This is a genomic window from Nocardioides sp. SYSU D00038 (assembly GCF_016924665.1).
Lineage (GTDB): Bacteria > Actinomycetota > Actinomycetes > Propionibacteriales > Nocardioidaceae > Nocardioides.
Window position 1 is genome coordinate 122,294 of record NZ_JAFFJT010000010.1, and the last position, 19,171, is coordinate 141,464.

The 19,171-nt window shown below is 73.5% G+C and carries 21 protein-coding genes; 17 read left to right on the top strand and 4 right to left on the bottom strand.

The features are described from left to right. The first annotated feature begins 3 nt into the window (after positions 1-3). The 4 genes from JT721_RS05845 to purB all read left to right on the top strand — a co-directional run bounded on the left by JT721_RS05845 (position 4) and on the right by purB (position 6,055). Positions 4-1,287: an adenylosuccinate synthase gene (locus JT721_RS05845; protein ID WP_205472003.1), complete on the top strand. Its 1,284-nt coding sequence runs from the start codon at positions 4-6 to the stop codon at positions 1,285-1,287. Positions 1,288-1,485: 198 nt separating this feature from the next. Then, the gene (locus tag JT721_RS05850; RefSeq protein ID WP_205472004.1) at positions 1,486-3,243 is read left to right on the top strand and encodes an Ig-like domain-containing protein; all 1,758 of its coding nucleotides are present in this window, start codon (positions 1,486-1,488) and stop codon (positions 3,241-3,243) included. Between the two features lie 121 nt (positions 3,244-3,364). After that, the gene (gene purD, locus JT721_RS05855; protein WP_205472093.1) at positions 3,365-4,600 is read left to right on the top strand and encodes a phosphoribosylamine--glycine ligase; all 1,236 of its coding nucleotides are present in this window, start codon (positions 3,365-3,367) and stop codon (positions 4,598-4,600) included. Between the two features lie 15 nt (positions 4,601-4,615). Continuing rightward, complete coding sequence (purB, locus tag JT721_RS05860) at positions 4,616-6,055, top strand: adenylosuccinate lyase (RefSeq protein WP_205472005.1); 1,440 nt, start codon at positions 4,616-4,618, stop codon at positions 6,053-6,055. A gap of 3 nt (positions 6,056-6,058) precedes the next feature. Here the strand turns inward: purB and JT721_RS05865 are convergent, their stop codons facing one another. Continuing rightward, entirely contained in the window at positions 6,059-7,522 is a 1,464-nt protein-coding gene (locus JT721_RS05865) for an MFS transporter (RefSeq protein WP_205472006.1), read from the bottom strand. A 73-nt stretch (positions 7,523-7,595) separates the two neighbouring features. Here JT721_RS05865 and JT721_RS05870 point away from each other — a divergent pair, with 73 nt between their 5' ends. Beyond that, positions 7,596-8,150 (top strand): antibiotic biosynthesis monooxygenase, encoded by a 555-nt coding sequence (locus tag JT721_RS05870; protein WP_205472007.1) that lies wholly within the window; start codon positions 7,596-7,598, stop codon positions 8,148-8,150. 22 nt (positions 8,151-8,172) lie between these two features. On the opposite strand, the gene JT721_RS05875 is transcribed toward JT721_RS05870, so the two are convergent. Next, positions 8,173-8,793, bottom strand: a complete 621-nt coding sequence (locus JT721_RS05875; RefSeq protein ID WP_205472008.1) for a hypothetical protein — start codon at positions 8,791-8,793, stop codon at positions 8,173-8,175. Positions 8,794-8,843: 50 nt separating this feature from the next. Between JT721_RS05875 and JT721_RS05880 the strand changes: the two genes are divergently transcribed. From JT721_RS05880 to JT721_RS05895, 4 genes are read left to right on the top strand one after another with little or no spacing between them, the layout of a single operon-like run. After that, on the top strand, positions 8,844-9,734 hold the full coding sequence (locus JT721_RS05880) for a phosphoribosylaminoimidazolesuccinocarboxamide synthase (protein ID WP_205472009.1): 891 nt from the start codon (positions 8,844-8,846) through the stop codon (positions 9,732-9,734). Position 9,735: 1 nt separating this feature from the next. Next, complete coding sequence (locus JT721_RS05885; protein ID WP_205472010.1) at positions 9,736-10,149, top strand: SRPBCC family protein; 414 nt, start codon at positions 9,736-9,738, stop codon at positions 10,147-10,149. A gap of 57 nt (positions 10,150-10,206) precedes the next feature. Further along, positions 10,207-11,766 carry a long-chain fatty acid--CoA ligase gene (locus JT721_RS05890; protein WP_205472011.1) on the top strand — a complete coding sequence of 520 codons (1,560 nt, stop codon included), beginning with the start codon at positions 10,207-10,209 and terminating at the stop codon, positions 11,764-11,766. Continuing rightward, positions 11,763-11,963 (top strand): hypothetical protein, encoded by a 201-nt coding sequence (locus tag JT721_RS05895; protein ID WP_205472106.1) that lies wholly within the window; start codon positions 11,763-11,765, stop codon positions 11,961-11,963. Before JT721_RS05890 ends, JT721_RS05895 begins: the two co-directional genes overlap by 4 nt. Before the next feature lie 689 nt (positions 11,964-12,652). Here JT721_RS05895 and JT721_RS05900 read toward each other — a convergent pair. Then, positions 12,653-13,168, bottom strand: a complete 516-nt coding sequence (locus JT721_RS05900; protein WP_374220873.1) for a general stress protein — start codon at positions 13,166-13,168, stop codon at positions 12,653-12,655. Between the two features lie 50 nt (positions 13,169-13,218). Here JT721_RS05900 and purS point away from each other — a divergent pair, with 50 nt between their 5' ends. The 5 genes from purS (at position 13,219) to JT721_RS05925 (ending at position 16,284) form a co-directional block, all read left to right on the top strand. Then, positions 13,219-13,470: a phosphoribosylformylglycinamidine synthase subunit PurS gene (purS, locus tag JT721_RS05905; protein ID WP_205472012.1), complete on the top strand. Its 252-nt coding sequence runs from the start codon at positions 13,219-13,221 to the stop codon at positions 13,468-13,470. Then, positions 13,467-14,144, top strand: coding sequence for a phosphoribosylformylglycinamidine synthase subunit PurQ (purQ, locus tag JT721_RS05910; protein WP_205472013.1), 678 nt, complete (start codon positions 13,467-13,469; stop codon positions 14,142-14,144). The genes purS and purQ overlap by 4 nt, the downstream gene beginning before the upstream one ends. Beyond that, the gene (locus JT721_RS05915) at positions 14,144-14,596 is read left to right on the top strand and encodes a DUF3817 domain-containing protein (protein ID WP_205472014.1); all 453 of its coding nucleotides are present in this window, start codon (positions 14,144-14,146) and stop codon (positions 14,594-14,596) included. The genes purQ and JT721_RS05915 overlap by 1 nt, the downstream gene beginning before the upstream one ends. A gap of 70 nt (positions 14,597-14,666) precedes the next feature. After that, positions 14,667-15,389, top strand: a complete 723-nt coding sequence (locus JT721_RS05920) for a hypothetical protein (RefSeq protein WP_205472015.1) — start codon at positions 14,667-14,669, stop codon at positions 15,387-15,389. A 10-nt stretch (positions 15,390-15,399) separates the two neighbouring features. Continuing rightward, positions 15,400-16,284 (top strand): alpha/beta fold hydrolase, encoded by an 885-nt coding sequence (locus tag JT721_RS05925; protein WP_205472016.1) that lies wholly within the window; start codon positions 15,400-15,402, stop codon positions 16,282-16,284. 122 nt (positions 16,285-16,406) lie between these two features. On the opposite strand, the gene JT721_RS05930 is transcribed toward JT721_RS05925, so the two are convergent. Beyond that, a complete protein-coding gene (locus JT721_RS05930) occupies positions 16,407-17,186 on the bottom strand; it encodes a putative protein N(5)-glutamine methyltransferase (RefSeq protein ID WP_240340208.1) in 780 nt (259 codons plus the stop codon). 16 nt (positions 17,187-17,202) lie between these two features. Between JT721_RS05930 and JT721_RS05935 the strand changes: the two genes are divergently transcribed. The 3 genes from JT721_RS05935 to JT721_RS21640 are packed head-to-tail and all read left to right on the top strand — an operon-like array spanning position 17,203 to position 19,156. Further along, positions 17,203-17,562: a hypothetical protein gene (locus JT721_RS05935; RefSeq protein WP_240340209.1), complete on the top strand. Its 360-nt coding sequence runs from the start codon at positions 17,203-17,205 to the stop codon at positions 17,560-17,562. After that, a complete protein-coding gene (locus tag JT721_RS05940) occupies positions 17,559-17,984 on the top strand; it encodes a hypothetical protein (RefSeq protein WP_205472018.1) in 426 nt (141 codons plus the stop codon). The genes JT721_RS05935 and JT721_RS05940 overlap by 4 nt, the downstream gene beginning before the upstream one ends. After that, positions 17,981-19,156 carry an NADH:flavin oxidoreductase gene (locus tag JT721_RS21640; protein WP_307827909.1) on the top strand — a complete coding sequence of 392 codons (1,176 nt, stop codon included), beginning with the start codon at positions 17,981-17,983 and terminating at the stop codon, positions 19,154-19,156. The genes JT721_RS05940 and JT721_RS21640 overlap by 4 nt, the downstream gene beginning before the upstream one ends. Positions 19,157-19,171 lie beyond the last annotated feature (15 nt).

Sequence of the window (19,171 nt, forward strand, 5' to 3'; positions counted from 1 at the left end):
GCGATGCCCGCGATCGCCATCATCGGAGCCCAGTGGGGTGACGAGGGGAAGGGCAAGGCGACCGACCTCCTCGGCAGCCGGGTCGACTACGTCGTCAAGTTCAACGGCGGCAACAACGCCGGCCACACCGTGGTGATCGGCGACGAGAAGTACGCCCTCCACCTGCTGCCCTCCGGCATCCTGACGCCGGGCTGCACGCCGGTGATCGGCAACGGCGTGGTGGTCGACATCGACGTCCTCTTCGAGGAGATCGACGGCCTCGAGGCGCGCGGGGTCGACACGTCGCTGCTCCGCGTGAGCGCCAGCGCCCACGTGATCCCCGACTACAACCGCTCGCTCGACAAGGTCACCGAGCGCTTCCTCGGCTCCCGGCGGATCGGCACCACCGGGCGCGGCATCGGCCCGACGTACGCCGACAAGATGAACCGGATCGGCATCCGGGTGCAGGACCTCTTCGACGAGAAGATCCTCGCCCAGAAGGTCGAGGGCGCCCTCGACCTCAAGAGCCAGGTGCTGGCCAAGATCTACAACCGGCGCGCTCCCTCGGTGGAGCAGACCGTCGAGGAGCTGCTCACCCACGCCGAGCGGCTGCGCCCCTACGTCTGCGACACCGGACTGCTGCTCAACCAGGCGCTCGACCGCAGCGAGACCGTGCTGCTCGAGGCGGGCCAGGCGACGCTGCTCGACGTCGACCACGGCACCTACCCCTTCGTCACGTCCTCGTCGGCGACCGCCGGCGGCGCCTGCACCGGCTCGGGCATCCCGCCGACCCGCCTCGACCAGGTGATCGGCATCGTCAAGGCCTACACCACCCGCGTGGGCGAGGGCCCGTTCCCCACCGAGCTCCACGACGACGCCGGCGAGCACCTGCGCACGACCGGCGCCGAGTTCGGCACCACCACCGGCCGGCCCCGGCGCTGCGGCTGGTACGACGCCGTCATCGCCCGCTACGCCGCCCGGGTCAACGGCGTCACCGACTTCGTGCTCACCAAGCTCGACGTGCTCACCGGCCTGGAGCGGGTGCCGGTCTGCGTGGCCTACGACGTCGACGGCGTGCGCCACGACGAGATGCCGGTCAACCAGTCCGACTTCCACCACGCGGTGCCGGTCTACGAGTACCTGCCCGGCTGGCAGGAGGACATCTCCGGCGCCCGCTCCCTGGCCGACCTCCCCGCCAACGCGCGGACCTACGTCACCGCGGTCGAGGAGATGTCCGGGGCCCGGATCTCGGCGATCGGGGTCGGTCCCAAGCGCGACGAGACCGTCGTCGTCCACGAGCTGGTCTAGCCGCTCGAAACTGGTTGGCCTGACCCGAACGGGCCATGCCCGCCGTCGTTCGACCCATCCGCCCGGGTGGCTTTGGGCTCGGGTCCGCGTGAGCGTGTTCACATCACCGGACCCCGGACGTACGTTGCCCGAGCCGGTTCACCGGCACCTTCCGGTGGGGGCCGGGAGGTCGGGACTCTCGAAGGGACACACCCACCTATGCACACCACCACACCGAGACGCGTCGGGCGTCTCGCTGCCAGCGCAGTCGTCGGGGCCCTCGCCACGGCGGGGCTCGCGTCGGTCGCACCCGCAGCACAGGCAGCCGACGAGATCGTCGTCTGGTCGCACACCATCGACCTGTCCGAGACCCGCGCGACGGGCCACAACGACTTCTCGCCCAACGGCGGTGTGCGGGTCTGGACCGAGGGCAGCACCTCCACCGACAAGGCCGCGGGCTACTTCGACGTCGACCAGCCGCTCGCCGACGTCGGCGAGCCGAGCATGTCGTGGGTGTCGACGGGTCCGGTCGCCGCCGGGCAGCTCAAGCCCTCGGTGCAGCTCAAGACCGACTTCGACGGCGACGGCAACATCGACGGCATCCTGGTCGGTGAGCCCACCTACGCCAACGGGGCGCCGCTCTACGGCAACGACTGGTGGCTGAGCAACGGCTCGGAGCAGTTCGTCAAGGACGCCGCCCCCTCGCACAGCGGCGGGTCGGGCTCGGAGAACCACGGCACCCTCGCCCAGTGGCGCACCGCGTTCCCGGATGCCTCCGTCGTCCAGGGTGGCTGGTCGCTGGGCTCCGGCGTCAAGGGTGACGGCACCATCGAGGCGATCATCATCGGCGGTGACCCGTACATCCCGTTCCCGTCCCCCGAGGGCAGCACGGTCGTCAAGTACGAGAGCGACGTCGACCTCTCCGAGACCAGGGCGAAGGGCAGCAACGAGTTCCGGGCCCTGGGCGGCGTGCGCGTCACGACCCAGGCCAGCGACTGCCAGGACCCCAAGCCCGGTGGTGGCACGTGGTGCGCCAACAAGGCGGCCGGCTACTTCGCGGTCGACGTCCCGCTCGCCGAGGCCGGCGAGCCCTCGATGGACTACGTCCACTACAGCGGCGCCCGGCCCAGCGTGCAGCTGGTGACCGACTTCGACGGCGACGGTGACGCCGACGGCATCCTGGTCGGCGAGACCATCTACGGTCGCGACTGGTGGGTGCCCGGGAGCGCCCAGCAGTTCGTCAAGGACGGCGCGCCGTCGCACGCCGGCGGTTCGGGCTCCGAGAACCACGGGCTGCTGTCGGAGTGGCGCGCGGCGTTCCCCGACGCCCGGGTGCTGCAGGCCGGCTGGTCCCTCGGCTCGGGCGTCGAGGGTGACGGCGTCGTCCGCTCCATCACGGTCGGCCTCACCACCTTCACCTTCTCCGGGGCCAACCGCGCCCCCGTGGCGGCCGACGTCACCGGCGCCACCGTCGCCGGTGGCACCACCGCCGTGACCCTGTCGGGCACCGACGCCGACGGCGACGCGCTCACCTTCGCCACGTCCGAGCCGGGTGCGAGCGTCGCCGGCAGCACCCTCACCTACCAGGCGCCGGCGAACTTCGTCGGCACCAAGGTGATCGCCTACACCGTCAGCGACGGCACGACCACCGACGGCGGCACCGCAACGGTCACGGTCGCCAAGGCGGCCTCGACGACCACGCTGGCGATCAAGCCGGTCACGATCACCACCAGGACCAGGAACCCGCGGGCGCAGGTGGGGGTCACCTCGACCGGTGCCGTCGCGGGCGCCACGGTGGTGCTGCGTGACGGCACCAAGAAGGTCGGCCAGGGCGTCGTCGGCGCCAACGGCAAGGTCAAGATCACCTTCGCCGGGTTCCTCAAGAAGGGCCGGCACACCTTCCGGGCGCGGTTCCAGGGCTCGGCCTACGCCACCGCCTCGACCGCGACCGTGGTCGTCCGGGTCAAGAAGGCCTGACCCAGCAAGACCAGCCGGACCAGCACCACCCGAGCCGGGGCCCCGTCGCACGACGGGGCCCCGGTCCTCGTCCCCGCCCCGGACCCAGCCGATAGGCTCGCCCACCGTGACGAACAGCCCCCTGACCGTGCTGGTCATCGGCACCGGAGGCCGGGAGCACGCCCTCGCCCGGGCGCTCTCCCGCGACCCAGGGGTGGCCGCCGTCCACGCCGCCCCCGGCAACCCCGGCATCGCAGCCGTGGCCACGCTCCACGACGTCGACCCGCTCGACGGCGCGGCGGTCGCCGGGCTCGCCGAGTCGGTCGGCGCCGACCTGGTCGTGGTGGGCCCCGAGGCGCCGCTGGTGGCCGGGGTCGCCGACGCCGTGGCAGCGCGCGGCATCGCGGTCTTCGGCCCGTCGCGCGAGGCGGCCCGGCTCGAGGGCTCGAAGGCGTTCGCCAAGGAGGTGATGGCCGCCGCCGGGGTGCCGACCGCCCGGGCGCGCTCGTGCCGCACCGCCGCGGAGGTCGCGGCCGCGCTCGACGAGCTCGGCGCGCCGTACGTCGTGAAGGACGACGGCCTCGCCGCCGGCAAGGGCGTCGTGGTCACCGACGACCGGCAGACGGCGCTCGACCACGCGGCCGGCTGCGACGTGGTGCTGGTCGAGGAGTACCTCGACGGGCCCGAGGTCTCGCTGTTCGCGATCACCGACGGCACCACCGTGCGACCGCTCCAGCCCGCCCAGGACTTCAAGCGCATCTTCGACGCCGACCAGGGCCCCAACACCGGCGGCATGGGCGCCTACACGCCGCTGCCGTGGGCGCCCGACGACCTCGTCGACGAGGTGCTGCGCACCGTGCTGCAGCCGACGGTCGACGAGCTGCGCCGCCGCGGCACGCCGTTCGCCGGCCTGCTCTACGCCGGGCTCGCGCTCACCTCGCGCGGCACCCGGGTGGTGGAGTTCAACGCGCGCTTCGGCGACCCCGAGACCCAGCCGCTGCTGGCGCTGCTCGACTCGCCGCTCAGCCCGCTGCTGCTGGGTGCGGCCACCGGCACCCTGGCCGACGTGCCGGAGCCGCGGTGGCGCCCCGGTGCGGCGGTCGCGGTGGTGGTGGCCAGCGCCGGCTACCCCGAGTCGTCGTCGCGCGGCGACGTGATCACCGGCACCGACGCCGCCGAGGCGCTGGAGGGCGTGCACGTCATCCACGCCGGCACTGCCCTGGACGGCGACGACCTGGTCACGGCCGGGGGCCGCGTGCTCGCGGTGGTCGCGGTCGGCGACTCGGTGGCCGACGCCCGCGCGGCGGCGTACGACGGGGTGGCGGCGATCTCCTTCGACGGCGCCCAGCACCGCACGGACATCGCTGCCGGCCGCTGACGGGAGCGTGGGACGATGGCACCCGTGACCGTCCCCAACGTCCTGGCCACCCGCTACGCGGGCGAGGACCTCGCCTCCATCTGGTCGCCGGAGCACAAGATCGTCCTGGAGCGGCAGCTCTGGGTCGCGGTGCTCAAGGCCCAGCAGGACCTCGGGATCGAGGTGCCCGACGGCGTGGTCGCGGCCTACGAGGCCGTGGTCGACCTCGGTGAGAAGGGTGTCGACCTCGCCTCGATCGCGGCCCGCGAGCGGGTCACCCGCCACGACGTGAAGGCCCGGATCGAGGAGTTCAGCGCGCTCGCCGGCCACGAGCACATCCACAAGGGCATGACCTCGCGCGACCTCACCGAGAACGTCGAGCAGCTCCAGGTGAAGCAGTCGCTGGAGCTCCTGCGCGACCGGGCCGTGGCGACGCTGGCCCGGCTGGCTCGGCTCGCCTCCGAGCACGAGACGACCGTGATGGCGGGGCGGTCGCACAACGTCGCGGCGCAGGCGACCACGCTCGGCAAGCGGTTCGCGACCATCGCCGACGAGATGATGATCGCGGTCGAGCGGGTCGAGGACCTGCTGGCCCGCTACCCGCTGCGCGGCATCAAGGGCCCGATGGGCACCGCGCAGGACATGCTCGACCTCCTCGACGGCGACGGCTCGCGGCTGGCCGACCTCGAGCAGCGGGTGGCCCGCCACCTCGGCTTCGTCCGGGTGCTCGACAGCGTCGGGCAGGTCTACCCCCGCTCCCTGGACTTCGACGTGCTCTCGGCGCTGGTGCAGCTGGTGGCCGGCCCGTCCAACCTGGCCACCACGATCCGGCTGATGGCCGGCAACGAGCTGGTGACCGAGGGCTTCAAGGAGGGCCAGGTCGGCTCGTCGGCGATGCCACACAAGATGAACACGCGCTCCTGCGAGCGGGTCAACGGCCTGGCCGTCGTCACCCGCGGCTACCTGTCCATGGTCGGCGAGCTCGCCGGTGACCAGTGGAACGAGGGCGACGTCTCCTGCTCGGTCGTACGGCGCGTGGCGCTGCCCGACGCGTTCTTCGCCGCCGACGGGCTGTTCCAGACCTTCCTCACCGTGCTCGACGAGTTCGGCGCGTTCCCGGCCGTGATCCAGCGCGAGCTCGACCGCTACCTGCCGTTCCTCGCCACCACCAAGGTGCTGATGGCCGCGGTGCGCAACGGCGTCGGCCGCGAGACCGCCCACGAGGCGATCAAGGAGGCGGCGGTCGGGGTGGCACTCGACATGCGCCGCGGCCAGGCCGACAACGACGTCTTCGCGCGGCTGGCCGCCGACGACCGGCTCGGCCTCACCACCGACCAGCTCGCGTCCCTGGTCGCCGAGCCGATCACCTTCACGGGCGCGGCGGTCGCGCAGACCCAGGCGGTCGTGCGGCGGGTCGCCGAGGTGGTCTCCCGCCACCCCGACGCGGCGGCGTACTCGCCTGGCGCGATCCTCTAGTCCCTAGCCGGCGGTCCTGGCGGTCCCGGCGTCGGTGCGCTCGTGGCGGAGCGCACGCACCGACATCGCCAGCGCCAGCAGCACGATCGCCGCGCCGGTCAGCAGCGCGGCCCGGACGGCGGCGTCGTCGCCGTGGCCGTCGGCGGTCACCTGGTAGACCGTCACCAGCACCGCCGCCCCGATCGAGGCGCCGATCCGCTGACCGGTCTGCAGCGCGGCACCGGCGGCCCCACCCATCCGGGGCGGCACCTCCGTGAGCGTGAGCGTGATGTTGGGCGAGACCACCGCCCCGGCGCCCAGCCCGGCGACCAGCAGGGGCGGCGCCAACCAGGCCCACAGCGGGTCGCGGCCAGGGGCGACCAGCGCCACCAGCACGACGCCGGCCACCATCACGCCGAGGGCGAGCACGGTGACCCGGCGCCCCACGTCGGCGACCCAGCGGCCCGCCAGCGGGGCGCTCACCGCCGAGCCCAGCGCGAACGGCACCAGCAGGAGACCGGCCGCGAGCGGGGTCATGCCGAGCCCCTCCTGCACGTGGATCGACAGCACCAGGAGCAGCCCGGTGAAGCCGGTGAAGTAGAGCGCGCCGACCGCCAGACCGTTGACGTAGCCGGGCAGCCCGCGCAGCAGCGCGAGGTCGAGCAGCGGCGGGTGGCCGCGGCGGGCGGTCCGCCGCTCCCAGGCCACGAAACCGGCACCGAGCAGCGGCACGAGCGGCAGCAGCACCAGCGGCCAGCGCTGACCGCCCTCGAGGGCGACGACGGGGTAGAGCAGGCACAGCACCGTGAGCCCGAGCAGCACCGCGCCGGGCAGGTCGATGCGCCCGTCGGTGCCCGCGGCGCGGCGGCGGCGCGGGACCAGCCGAGCCACCGCGAGCATCGCGACGAGGCCGATCGGCACGTTGACCAGGAACAGCCAGCGCCACCCGTCCTCCGAGCCCGCGAGCCCGAGGATCAGCCCGCCGACCACCGGGCCCGCGGCCGACGCCGTCGACACGGTGAACCCGAAGAGACCGAACGCCCGGCCCCGCTCGCGACCGCGGAAGAGCTGCTGGATCAACCCGGAGTTCTGCGGGGTCAGCAGCCCGGCGCTGGCACCCTGGGCGAGCCGGGCCAGCACCACCAGCTCGACGTTCGGAGCGAGGCCGACGGCGGCGCTCGAGGTGATGAAGCAGGCCAGCCCGACGAGCATCAGCCGGCGCCGTCCGTACGCGTCGCCGAGGCGGCCGCCGGCCACCAGCGTCAGCCCGAAGGCGAGCGCGTAGCCCGAGACCACCCACTGCACGGCGCCGGCGCTGGTGTCGAGGCCGCTGCGCATCGAGGGCACGGCGACGTTGACGACCGAGACGTCGAGCAGCGACATGAAGCCGACCACGAGCGACACCGACAGGATCCGCCAGCGGTGCGGGTGCGGCTCGTACGCCGGCTCGTCCTCCTCGTCGCGGGTGTCGACGACGTGCTCGGTCACGACCCCACCCTGCCGGTGCGGTGGTTGCCGGTGCGGTAGCGGGCGGCGGCCGCTCCCACGGCAGCATGGAGCCATGAGCCAGCCGGTCACCGTCTCGATCACCCGTCACGTCGCGCCCGGGCATGCCGACGAGATGCTGGCCTGGATCCGGGCCGGCTCGGCGCTGGCCTCGCGGTTCGACGGATTCCTCGGGTCGGGCTGGGTGCGGCCGGCGGTCGACTCCGACCGGTGGCACATGCTCTACCGGTTCGCCGACGACGCCTCGCTCGCCGCGTGGGAGGCCTCCGAGCAGCGCCGCTGGTGGCTGGGAGCGGCGCAGGGGCTGGTGGGGGAGAGCAAGGTCGAGCGGTTCACCGGCATCGAGGGCTGGTTCGACCCGCCGGCCAGCTACGACGTCGACGACCTCCGCCCGGCGCCCAGCCCACCGCCGCGCTGGAAGCAGGCGTGCGTGATCTTCCTGGTCTTCTTCCCGCTGAGCCTGGCGGTCAACTGGGCGGCGACCCACACCATCGGCAGATGGCCGCTGCCGCTGCGGGTGCTGACCAGCGTCGTGGTGATGACCCCGGTGATGACCTACCTGGCGCTGCCGTGGATCACCAAGCGGATGGAGTGGTGGCTGCGCCGCTGACGGTCAGGACCGGGCCGGACCGTCAGATCCGGGCCGCACCGCCCCAGTTGGCCAGCTTGGTCGCGATCGTGTGGAGGTCGGCCAGCCAGACGTCCTCGGGGCCGGGCGGGATGATCTCGTCCCAGTCGATCACCGGCGAGCCCAGCACGTGGGAGAGCCGGGCGGTGCGGCCCGCGAAGAAGGCGTGCATGTGGGAGCCGCCGTCGCCGTACTTGAGCACCTGGCAGCGCGCCACGTTGTCGAGACCCTCGACGATCCGGGCCAGCCGGTTGGCGATCCGGCCGAACTCCGAGGCGCGGTCGTCGTCGAGCTGCCCGAAGTCGAGGTGCTCGCGCGGGCACAGGTTGAGCAGCACCGGCAGCCCGGTCGGCGCCGGGGGTCGCAGCAGCACCCAGTAGTCGTCCTCCCACACCACGCGCTCGGGCGGGAAGCCGTCGGTGCACAGCTCGCACGGCCGGCCGCCCTCGCCGGAGCGGGGGGCCTCGTCGGCGGGGGCCGGCAGCGGTCGCGGTGCCACGGCGCCGTCGACGGCGACCCACGGGAAGATGTCCCAGCCACCCTGGGGCGGCATCGGGAGGTGACCGCCGTTCGCCTCCGCGGCGGCGGTGAGACGGGCATGGACCTGCTCGGCTGACTCGGCCATGCGCCCACTCTGCCAAATCCGTCCGGTGCCACCGCCGATAGGGTGCGGAGGTGCTGAACATCCCGGCCGCACCCGAGATCCCGGGCGCGCGACACCTCCACTCGGGCAAGGTCCGCGACCTCTACGAGCTCGTCGAGGGCCCGCACGCCGGCCGGCTGCTCATGGTCGCCAGCGACCGGATCTCGATCTTCGACTTCGTGCTCGACTCCACGATCCCCGACAAGGGCGAGATCCTGACCCGGATGTCGCTGTGGTGGTTCGACCAGCTCGCCGACCTGGTGCCCCACCACGTGCTCTCCACCGACGTGCCCGCCGCCGTCGCCGGCCGGGCCGTGGTGTGCGAGCGGCTCGAGATGCACCCCGTCGAGTGCGTGGCCCGTGGCTACCTCACCGGCTCCGGCCTGCTCGACTACCGCGCCACCGGCGAGGTCTGCGGCATCGCGCTGCCCGCGGGACTCGACGACGGCAGCCGGCTGCCCGAGCCGATCTTCACTCCGGCCACCAAGGCCGAGCTGGGCGAGCACGACGAGAACGTCTCCTACGACGCCGTGGTCGCCACCGTCGGTGCCGAGCGCGCCGCCGAGCTGCGCGAGCTCACCCTCGCGATCTACGGCCGGGCCGAGGAGCTCGCCCGCGAGCGGGGGATCATCCTGGCCGACACCAAGCTCGAGATGGGATCGCGGCCCGACGGCACCACCGTGCTCGGCGACGAGGTGCTCACGCCCGACTCGTCCCGCTTCTGGCCGGCCGACGACTGGGTGCCGGGCCGCGCGCAGCCGTCGTACGACAAGCAGATCGTGCGCAACTGGGCGCTCTCGCCCGAGTCGGGGTGGGACCGCGCCTCCGGCGAGGCGCCGCCCCCGCTGCCGCCCGAGGTGGTCGAGCGCACCCGCAGCCGCTACCTCGAGGCCTACGAGCGCCTCACCGGCGAGCGGTTCTGAGGTGGCCGGGGTCGGGTTCGGCGCCCCGCCCGAGGTGGTCTTCGACTACCTCGTCGACCCCGCCAACCGGCCCCAGTGGCAGTCGAGCCTGCGCCGGGTCACCGACGTCGACGGCGACGTGCGGGTCGGCCAGACCTGGGTCGACGTGACGACCGTCGGGGTGCGCCCCCGGATGGAGACCACGGCCCTGGAGCGACCCGGGCTCTGGCGCGAGGTCGGCACCTGGGGGCTCTTCTCGGCCGAGGTGACGCTGACGATCCGCCCGGACGGCGCCGGCTCGGTGGTCGACGTCGCCCACCGGGTGGCCGCGCGCGGCCCCCTGGCGCCGGTCGGCTGGCTGCTCGACCGGGTCGCGCCGCTCGCCGTCCGGGCCGACCTGCGGCGGGCCGCCGCCGCCCTCTCGCGACGTTCGTGACCACTGAGTAGGTTGTGCACCACCCCTGATCGATGGGCCCACAGCGATGGAGGCCACGTGTCCTACAACCTTGCCGCGCTCCTCGAGCAGAGCGCCGCGACGTACCCCGACCGCACCGCCCTCGTCTTCGGCGAGACCCGGCTGAGCTTCGCGCAGGTGAACGGCGCGGCCAACCAGGTCGCGAACCTGCTGGTGTCGCGCGGCATCCAGCCCGGCGACAAGGTCGCGCTCAGCTGCCCGAACCTGCCGTACTTCTCCCTCGTCTACTGGGGGATCCTCAAGGCCGGCGGCACCGTGGTGCCGCTGAACGTGCTGCTCAAGGGGCGCGAGGTCGCCTACCACCTCGACGACTCCGACGCGAAGGCCTACTTCTGCTTCCAGGGCACGCCGGAGCTGCCGATCGGCCAGGAGGGCTTCGCCGGCTTCCAGGAGACGCCCGGCTGCGAGCACTTCTTCGTCATCACCGCCGACCCCGCCGCCGAGTCGCCGATCGAGGGCGCCGAGACGATGGGTCGCGCGATGGCGCAGCAGCCGCCGACGTTCGAGACCGTGGCCACCGACGAGGACGACACCGCGGTGATCCTCTACACCTCGGGCACCACCGGCCAGCCCAAGGGCGCCGAGCTGCGCCACCGCAACATGCGTGACAACGCGCTGTCGGGCGCCGAGCTCTTCGGCGCGTCCGCGGAGCGCCCCGACACCTACCTGTGCGTGCTGCCGCTCTTCCACTCCTTCGGCCAGACCGTGATCCAGAACGGCGGGGCGGCGTTCGCCGGCACCGTGGTGATGCTGCCGCGCTTCGAGGCCAAGCCGGCGCTCGACCTGATGCTCAAGGAGAAGGTGACCTTCTTCGCCGGCGTGCCGACGATGTACTGGGGCCTGCTCGGCGCGCTCGACGACTCCGTCGACGTCGGCGCGATCCGGGACGAGCTCCGGGTCGCCGTGGCCGGCGGCTCGGCGCTGCCCGTCGAGGTGCACAAGAACTTCGAGCAGCGCTTCGGGGTCACCATCCTCGAGGGCTACGGCCTCTCGGAGACCTCGCCGGTCGCGAGCTTCTCCAAGTTCGGCGAGCCGGTGCGGGTCGGCTCGATCGGCACCCCCATCCCCGGCGTCGAGATGAAGCTCATCGACCCCGAGACCTGGGAGGAGGTCGCGTGGTCGCCCGACGCGATCGGCGAGATCGCGATCAAGGGCCACAACGTGATGAAGGGCTACTACCGCCGTCCCGACGCCACCGCCGAGGCGATCCGCGACGGATGGTTCCGCTCCGGGGACCTGGCCCGCCGCGACGAGGACGGCTGGTACTACATCGTCGACCGCTCCAAGGACATGATCATCCGGGGCGGCTACAACGTGTACCCGCGCGAGGTCGAGGAGGTGCTGATGACCCACCCCGACGTCTCACTCGCCGCGGTCATCGGCGTCCCGCACGAGAGCCACGGCGAGGAGGTCAAGGCGATCGTGATCCTCAACGACGGCGCGACCACCACCCCCGAGGAGCTCGTGGAGTGGGGCAAGGGCCAGATGGCGAGCTACAAGTACCCGCGCCTGGTCGAGATCGCCGAGGCCCTCCCGATGACCGCCACCGGCAAGATCCTCAAGCGCGAGCTGTCGTGACGCTGGGCCGCGCCCTCGGCCTCGCCGCCGCGGGCCTGATGTTCCTGCTCGGCCTGGTCTGGACCCTCCAGGGCCTCGGCTACCTCGAGGGCAGCTCGATGACCGGCGAGAAGACCTGGGCAGTCGTCGGCCCGGTCGTCGCCGGCCTCGGCGTCGCGCTCGGCATCGTGATCGTCCAGAACGCGCGGACGAAGTAGCCCCGGCCGCCGCTGGTCGAGCAGCGAGCGCCAGCGAGCGTCGTCGAGACCCGGTGAGCCGAGAGCCCTCCGTGCTGGCGGTTGGGACCGGGGACGGGGCTCGGGCGGGGCCTGACTGCGGGTGGGGTGGGTGTGCGGGGTGCCGCGCGTGGTGGGGCACTGCGGCTGCTGCGCGCCGGACGTCGTTCGGCGCTCGTTGCCGTGTCGCCGGACGCTGCCCTGCGGTTCCCCGGCGTCCGCTGCGGCGCCACATCGGGCGTCTACGTGCCGAACGCCGCCCGTCGCTCCGCCGCCTCCGCGCCGTGCGGCGCGGCCGCTCGCTGGTTGAGGAAGGCGTGCAACGCCTGTCTCGAAACCCGGTGAGCCGAGAACCCTCCCGTCCCCACCCGGAGGGCGGTCGGGTGCGGGGGTTTCGAGGCTCGCTTCGCTCGCACCTCAACCAGCGCCGGTGAAGGCCGAGCACGCCGAGCGACCGGCGGGTTCGCCGAGCCGTCGTTAATTGACGCCGGGTCGGCGGAACGCGAGCAGCCCAAGGTGGAGCGGTGCCTGCGCCGGTCGAGGTGCGAAGGCCGCTAGGCCTGAGCCTCGAGACCGGGTGAGCCGAATGTCCTTCCGTCCCCACGGAGGGCGGTCGGGTGCGGGGGTTTCGAGGCTCGCTTCGCCCGCACCTCCACCAGCGGCGGAGGGTGTCAGCCGGCGAAGGGGTCCGGGAGGGCGCCGGGGAGCTGGGCGAGGAGCTCGCGGGCCTGGGCGGCGACCTTGTGCTCGACGAGGATCTCGTAGCGGGTCGCGACCACGCTGGTGACCGAGGAGAAGTCGCGCTGGCCGCGGGTCATCGCGTAGCCCACCATCGCCCAGATCAGGCCGAACAGGGCGCCGAAGACGACGGTGGAGAGGATCACCCCGAGGGCGCCCTCCTCGGTGAAGAGCGTGAAGATCAGGCCGATGAAGAGGCCGAACCAGACGCCGGAGAGCGCGCCGCCGAGGGCGACCCGGCCGGTGGTGAGGCGGCCGGTGATCCGCTCGATCCGCTTGAGGTCGGTGCCGACGATCATGCACTGCTCGACCGGGAACTTGTGGTCGGCGAGGAAGTCGACGGACTTCTGCGCGGCGGCGTAGTCGTCGTAGACCGCCAGTGACTGGGGGAACTCCAGCTTGAGGGGCGACGCGGTGCGCGGGGGGAGGCCGGGGTTCTGCATGCTCATGCCTCCAGTCTGCCGCAGGGACCCTCGGCGGTCGCCGATACGATGGGGCCATGCCTCGAGTCGTCGTCGACGTCATGCCCAAGCCCGAGATCCTCGACCCCCAGGGCAAGGCGGTCCTCGGGGCGCTGCCCCGGCTCGGGTTCGGCGGGGTGACCGACGTCCGTCAGGGCAAGCGCTTCGAGCTCGAGGTGGAGGGCGAGGTGACCGAGGCGGTGCTGGCGCAGGTGCGCGAGATGGCCGAGACGCTGCTGTCCAACCCCGTGATCGAGAACTTCGACGTCCGCGTGGAGGAGACCGCATGAGGATCGGCGTCGTCACCTTCCCGGGCTCGCTCGACGACGTCGACGCCCGGCGCGCGGTGCGGCTCGGCGGCCACGAGGCCGTCGCGCTCTGGCACGGCGACCACGACCTGCGCGGGGTCGACGCGGTGGTGCTGCCCGGCGGCTTCTCCTACGGCGACTACCTGCGCTGCGGCGCAATCTCGCGGTTCGCGCCGGTGATGACCGAGGTCGTCGAGGCCGCCGGTCGCGGGATGCCGGTGCTGGGCATCTGCAACGGGTTCCAGATCCTGTGCGAGTCGCACCTGCTGCCGGGCGCGCTGGTGCGCAACGAGAGCCAGAAGTTCGTCTGCCGCGACCAGCGGCTGCGGATCGAGAACAACCGCACCGCCTGGACCTCGGCCTACGCCGAGGGGCAGGAGGTCACGATCGTGCTCAAGAACGGCGAGGGCGGGTTCATCGCCGACGCCGAGACCCTCGACCGGCTCGAGGGCGAGGGTCAGGTCGTGGCGCGCTACCTCGACGGCAACCCCAACGGTTCGCTGCGCGACATCGCCGGCATCACCAACGAGCGCGGCAACGTCGTCGGCCTGATGCCCCACCCCGAGCACGCGGTCGAGGAGCTCACCGGCGCCGGCACCGACGGGCTGGGCTTCTTCACCAGCGCGCTGGCGGCGGTCGAGGAGACCTTCGCCTGATGTCGGTGCCCTCGCCGCTGATGCTGTTCCGCCGGGTGGCGGTGGCCGAGGCCGTGACCTGGGCCGGGCTGCTGGTGGGCATGTTCCTCAAGTACGTCACCGACACCACCGAGCTCGGCGTGCGGGTGTTCGGGATGCTCCACGGCGTGGTGTTCATCGCCTACTGCGTGACGACCGCCGTGGTCGCGGTCGACCAGCGCTGGCCGCGGGGCCGGGCCCTGCTCGGGCTCGCGAGCGCCGTGCCGCCGTTCATGACGATCTGGTTCGACCGGCACGCCGAGCGCCGGGGGGCCCTGGCCCGCGAGTGGCGGCTGGTCCTCGACGACCCCGCCACCCCGCTCGACCGCCCGGTCGCCTGGCTGCTGCGCAACCCGCTGCGCGGGCTCGCCACCGCCCTGGTCGCGGTGCTGGTGCTCACCGGGGTCGCGCTGCTCGTCGGCCCGCCGGGCTGACCGTCGTCACTCTTCGGTAATTCCCCGGACCCGTCTTCCGGTCCGCTGGGTGCGGGCGCACGCTGACGAGATGGTCCGTCTCCTCACCCGGGCCGCGACGGCCGGGTTGCTCCTCCCCCTGCTGCTCCTGCCGGCGCCCGGACGGGCGGCCGTCACCCCGGAGGTCCACGTCGACTCCCAGGCCCGCCAGGGCCAGTTCAACACCATCACCGGGAGCCTGCGCTTCCGCTGCGCCGCCGGCCTGGTCGCCGAGGTCCGGCTGACCTGGAGCCAGGCGGGCTTCACCTCGCCCGAGGCCCCCGGCCGCCCGGCGTCGTGCACGGGCGGCTGGCAGCGGCAGGCGTGGGCGTCGTACGAGGGCTTCGACCCCGGTCCGGCCGTGGTGCGGGCCCGGCTGCTGCTGACCGACGCCCAGGGGACCCCTCGCGGCGGGGCGGTGCAGACCAAGCAGGTCTACGCCCGGCCCGCGGCCAAGGTCGTGCTCCCGCGCACCGCGCTGCTGCGTCCGCGGGGCGTGGTCAGGGTCGTGGTGCGGGCGAGGTGCGACCGCCCGTGGGTGCTGGCGGGCTTCCACGTGGCGGCGACCCAGGGTCAGCGGACCGCCAGCCGCAGCCCGGGCCTGCGGTGCGACGGCGTCGAGCACGACGTCACCGTCTGGCTGAAGCCGGCCGCGGGTCGCTTCCGGGCGGGCTGGCTCGACGTCTCCGCGGAGGTGACGCTGCTCGACGCCGTCCACCAGGACCCGGTGGCGCAGGCCCGTGCCTCCCGGTCGGTGCGGGTCGTCGTGCCCTAGCCTCGCGCGGGTGACCGAGACCATCGAGATCCCGCTCGACCGGGTGCGGCTGTCGGCACTGGCGTGGGGGCCCGCCGACGGTCCGCTCGCCGTGCTGCTGCACGGCTTCCCCGACACCGCGTGGAGCTGGCGGCACCTGGGGCCGCGGCTGGCCGCCGACGGGTGGCGGGTCGTGGCGCCGTTCCTGCGCGGCTACGGGCCGAGCGCGGTGCCGGCCGACGGCTGCTACGCCGTGGGCGCGCTCGTCTCCGACGCCGTGGGGGTGCACACCGCGCTGGGCGGCGACGACCGGGCGGTGCTGGTCGGCCACGACTGGGGCGCGATCACCGCCAACGCCCTGGGCGCCCACCCGCGCTCGCCGTACGCCCGGGTGGTGTCGATGGCGGTGCCGCCGCTGTCGCTCATGGGCGGCGGCAGCCCCGGGCTGCTGCTGCGGCAGGCCCGGCTGAGCTGGTACACGGTGTTCAACCAGCTGCCCGTGCTGCCGGAGCTCGCCTTCGAGCGGCTGGTCGCGCGGCTGTGGGAGGACTGGTCGCCCGGGCACGACGGCGCCGACGACGTCGCCCGGGTGCTCGCCGCGGTGCCGGACCGTGGTCGGCGCTCGGCCGTGCTCGGCTACTACCGCGCGGTGCCGCGCTCGCTGCGTCCCGGCTGGGTGCCCGAGCCGTACCGTGACTGGCACACGACCTGGGACGGCGTGCCGACCGTGCCGGGACTGGTGCTGCACGGCACCCGCGACGGCTGCCTCCAGCCGGCGCTGGCCGAGCGGGCCGCGGCTCGGCTCCCCGCCGGCGTGCGCTTCGTGGCGGTGCCGGACGCCGGGCACTTCCTCCAGGTCGAGCAGCCCGAGCAGGTGGGCGACCTGGTGGCGGAGTTCGTGCGGGGTGCGGGCTGAGGGAGCAGACGAACGACGACGACCCCCGGGTGCAGCCACCCCCCACCGGGGCTGCAGCGACTCGGGAGGCCGTCGTCGTCCGATGATGGTAGGCACGTCCGTGTCGGAACTGACATACCCCCCTAGGTACCAAGAAGGTGTCGTCCGACGAGGGCCAGGCCACCGACCTCGGCATCACGGACCTCGGTGACCACCAGACCGGCGTCCTCGAGCAGTGCCGTGGCGGCGACGCACTGGGCCCCGGCGACCTCGATGACCAGCCGGCCACCGGGGGCGAGCCAGTCGCCCACCTCCGCGGCGACCCGCCGGTGCACGTCGAGCCCGTCGGCGCCGCCGTCGAGGGCCAGGCGGTGCTCGTGGTCACGGGCCTCCGGCGGCATCGCCGCGATCTCGGCGGTCGGCACGTACGGCGCGTTGCAGGTCACGAGGTCGACGCCACCCCGGATCCGCGGCGGCAGTGCGGCGAACAGGTCGCCCTCGTGCACCCGCTCCGGCGGCAGGTTGCGGCGGGCCGCGGCGACGGCCGCAGGGTCGAGGTCGGCCGCGTGCACCTCGGCGTCCGGCCACGCGGCCAGCAGCCCGGCGGCCAGGGCGCCGTTGCCGCAGCAGAGGTCGACCGCCACCCCGGCCCGCTCGGCGAGCGCGGCGCGCAGCAGGGTCCGGGTGCGCCGTCGCGGCACGAACACCCCCGCCGCGACGTGGAGGCGGAGCCCGGCGAAGTCGACCGAGCCGACCACGACCTCCAGCGGGGTGCCCGCGACCCGCGCCTCGACCATCTCGGCCAGCGAGCTCTCGTCGCCGGCGGCCGCCTCGACGAGCAGCGCCGCCTCGTCCTCGGCGAAGACCGAGCCCGCGGCACGGAGCCGCGCGACCAGCGCCGGTGGCGGGAGCGGGACGGGCATCGTCGAGAATGGTCCCATGTCCGGACCGCTCGACCAGATCAGCGTGGTGGCCATCGGCTACGGCGTCCTGGTGACCCTGGCGGCGGCGTACTCCCTGTACCGCTGGCGGGCCCGGCCGCCGTGGCTCTCGCAGCTGGTGTGGATGCTCGAGTTCCTCCTCGGCCTGCGCGCGGTCGCGGGTCTCGGCTCGCTGCTGGCCGGCAACCGGCCCGACGAGCCGGTGACCTACGTCGGCTACCTCGTCGTCTCGGTCGCGACGCTGCCGCTGGCCCTGCGCTCGGTCGACGGCGACGAGTCCGGCTGGGCGGTCGGCGTGCTCGGCGTCGCGGCGCTCGCGGTCACCGTGGTGGCCTGGCGGACGCTGGTGACCGGATGAGCGACGCGCCGGTGCCCCGTTCCGGCCCCCACCAGGTGCTGGTGGTCGTCTACCTCGTCTTCGCGGTCGCGGCCGGCGCGCGCAGCGCGGTGCAGCTGGCCACCCGGGCCGGAGAGGCGCCGTTCGCCTACGCGCTGTCGGCGGCCTCGGCGGTGACCTACGTGCTGGGCTGGTGGGCGATCCGGCGCGCGGTCGCCGGCCGGCCGGCGTTCGCGCGGGTGATGCTGTGGGTGGAGCTGGCGGGCGTGCTGGTGGTCGGCACCCTCAGCCTGGTCGAGCGCGACTGGTTCGGCGACCAGACCGTGTGGACCTGGTACGGCGCCTACTACGGGCTGCTCCCGCTCGTGCTGCCCGTGCTGGGGCTGGTGTGGCTGGCCCGGACCTTCCCGAGAACTGGAACAGGTTCTAGATTGACCGGGTGACCCCTCCCGATGTCTTCGCCCCGGCGACCCTGGGCCCGGTCCGGCTGCGCAACCGCACGGTCAAGGCCGCCACCTTCGAGGGGCAGGCACCCGAGGGCCAGGTCACCGACGGACTGGTCGACTACCACCTCGCGGTCGCCCGCGGCGGCGTCGGCCTCACCACCGTCGCCTACCTCGCCGTCGCGCCCGAGGGTCGCACCCACCGCGAGCAGATCGTGGTCGGACCCGCGACAGTGGGCGGGCTGACCCGGCTGGCCGACGCCGTGCACGAGGCCGGGGCGGCGATCGCGGGCCAGGTGGGCCACGCCGGGCCGGTGGCCAACGGGCGCTCCAACGGCGTGCACGCGCTCAGCGCCAGCCGGATGCCCAGCCCCCTGTCGATGCAGATGATCCGCTCGGCGACCGAGGCCGACCTCACCCGGATCACCCGCGCGTACGTCGAGACCGCGCGCACCCTGGTGACGGCCGGCTTCGACGTGCTCGAGCTGCACATGGCGCACAGCTACCTGATCTCCTCGTTCCTCGCCCCTGGGCTCAACCGGCGCAAGGACCGCTGGGGCGGGTCGTTCGAGAACCGGTCGCGGCTGGCCCGCCAGGTCGCGCGCGCCGTGCGCGAGGAGGTCGGCGGCGCGGTCGCGGTCACCGCCAAGGCCAGCCTCGGCGACGGGTTCCGGGGCGGGGTGACCACGGAGGAGTGCATCGACCTGCTGGGCCTGCTCGAGGCCGACGGCAGCGTCGACGCCGTGCAGCTCAGCGGTGGGTCGTCGCTAATGAACCCCATGTACCTCTTCCGCGGCGAGGCGCCGGTGCGCGAGTTCGCTGCCACCATGCCGGCGCTGGTGCGGTGGGGGATGCGCACGCCGGTGGGCCGCGGCTTCCTCAAGGAGTACCCCTTCGAGGAGGCGTACTTCCGCGAGAAGGCGCTACGGGTGCGCGCCGCGGTGTCGCTGCCCCTGATGCTGCTCGGCGGCATCAACCGGCGCGAGACGATGGAGCAGGCGATGGTCGACGGCTTCGACTTCGTGGCCATGGGCCGCGCACTGCTCCGCGAGCCCGACCTCGTCGCCAAGCTCTCCGCCGGCAGCCAGGCGACCGGCCTGTGCATCCACTGCAACCGCTGCATGCCGACGATCTACACCGGCACCCGGTGCCCGGTCGTCACGCCGGTCTGACGCCTGCCCTTCCGC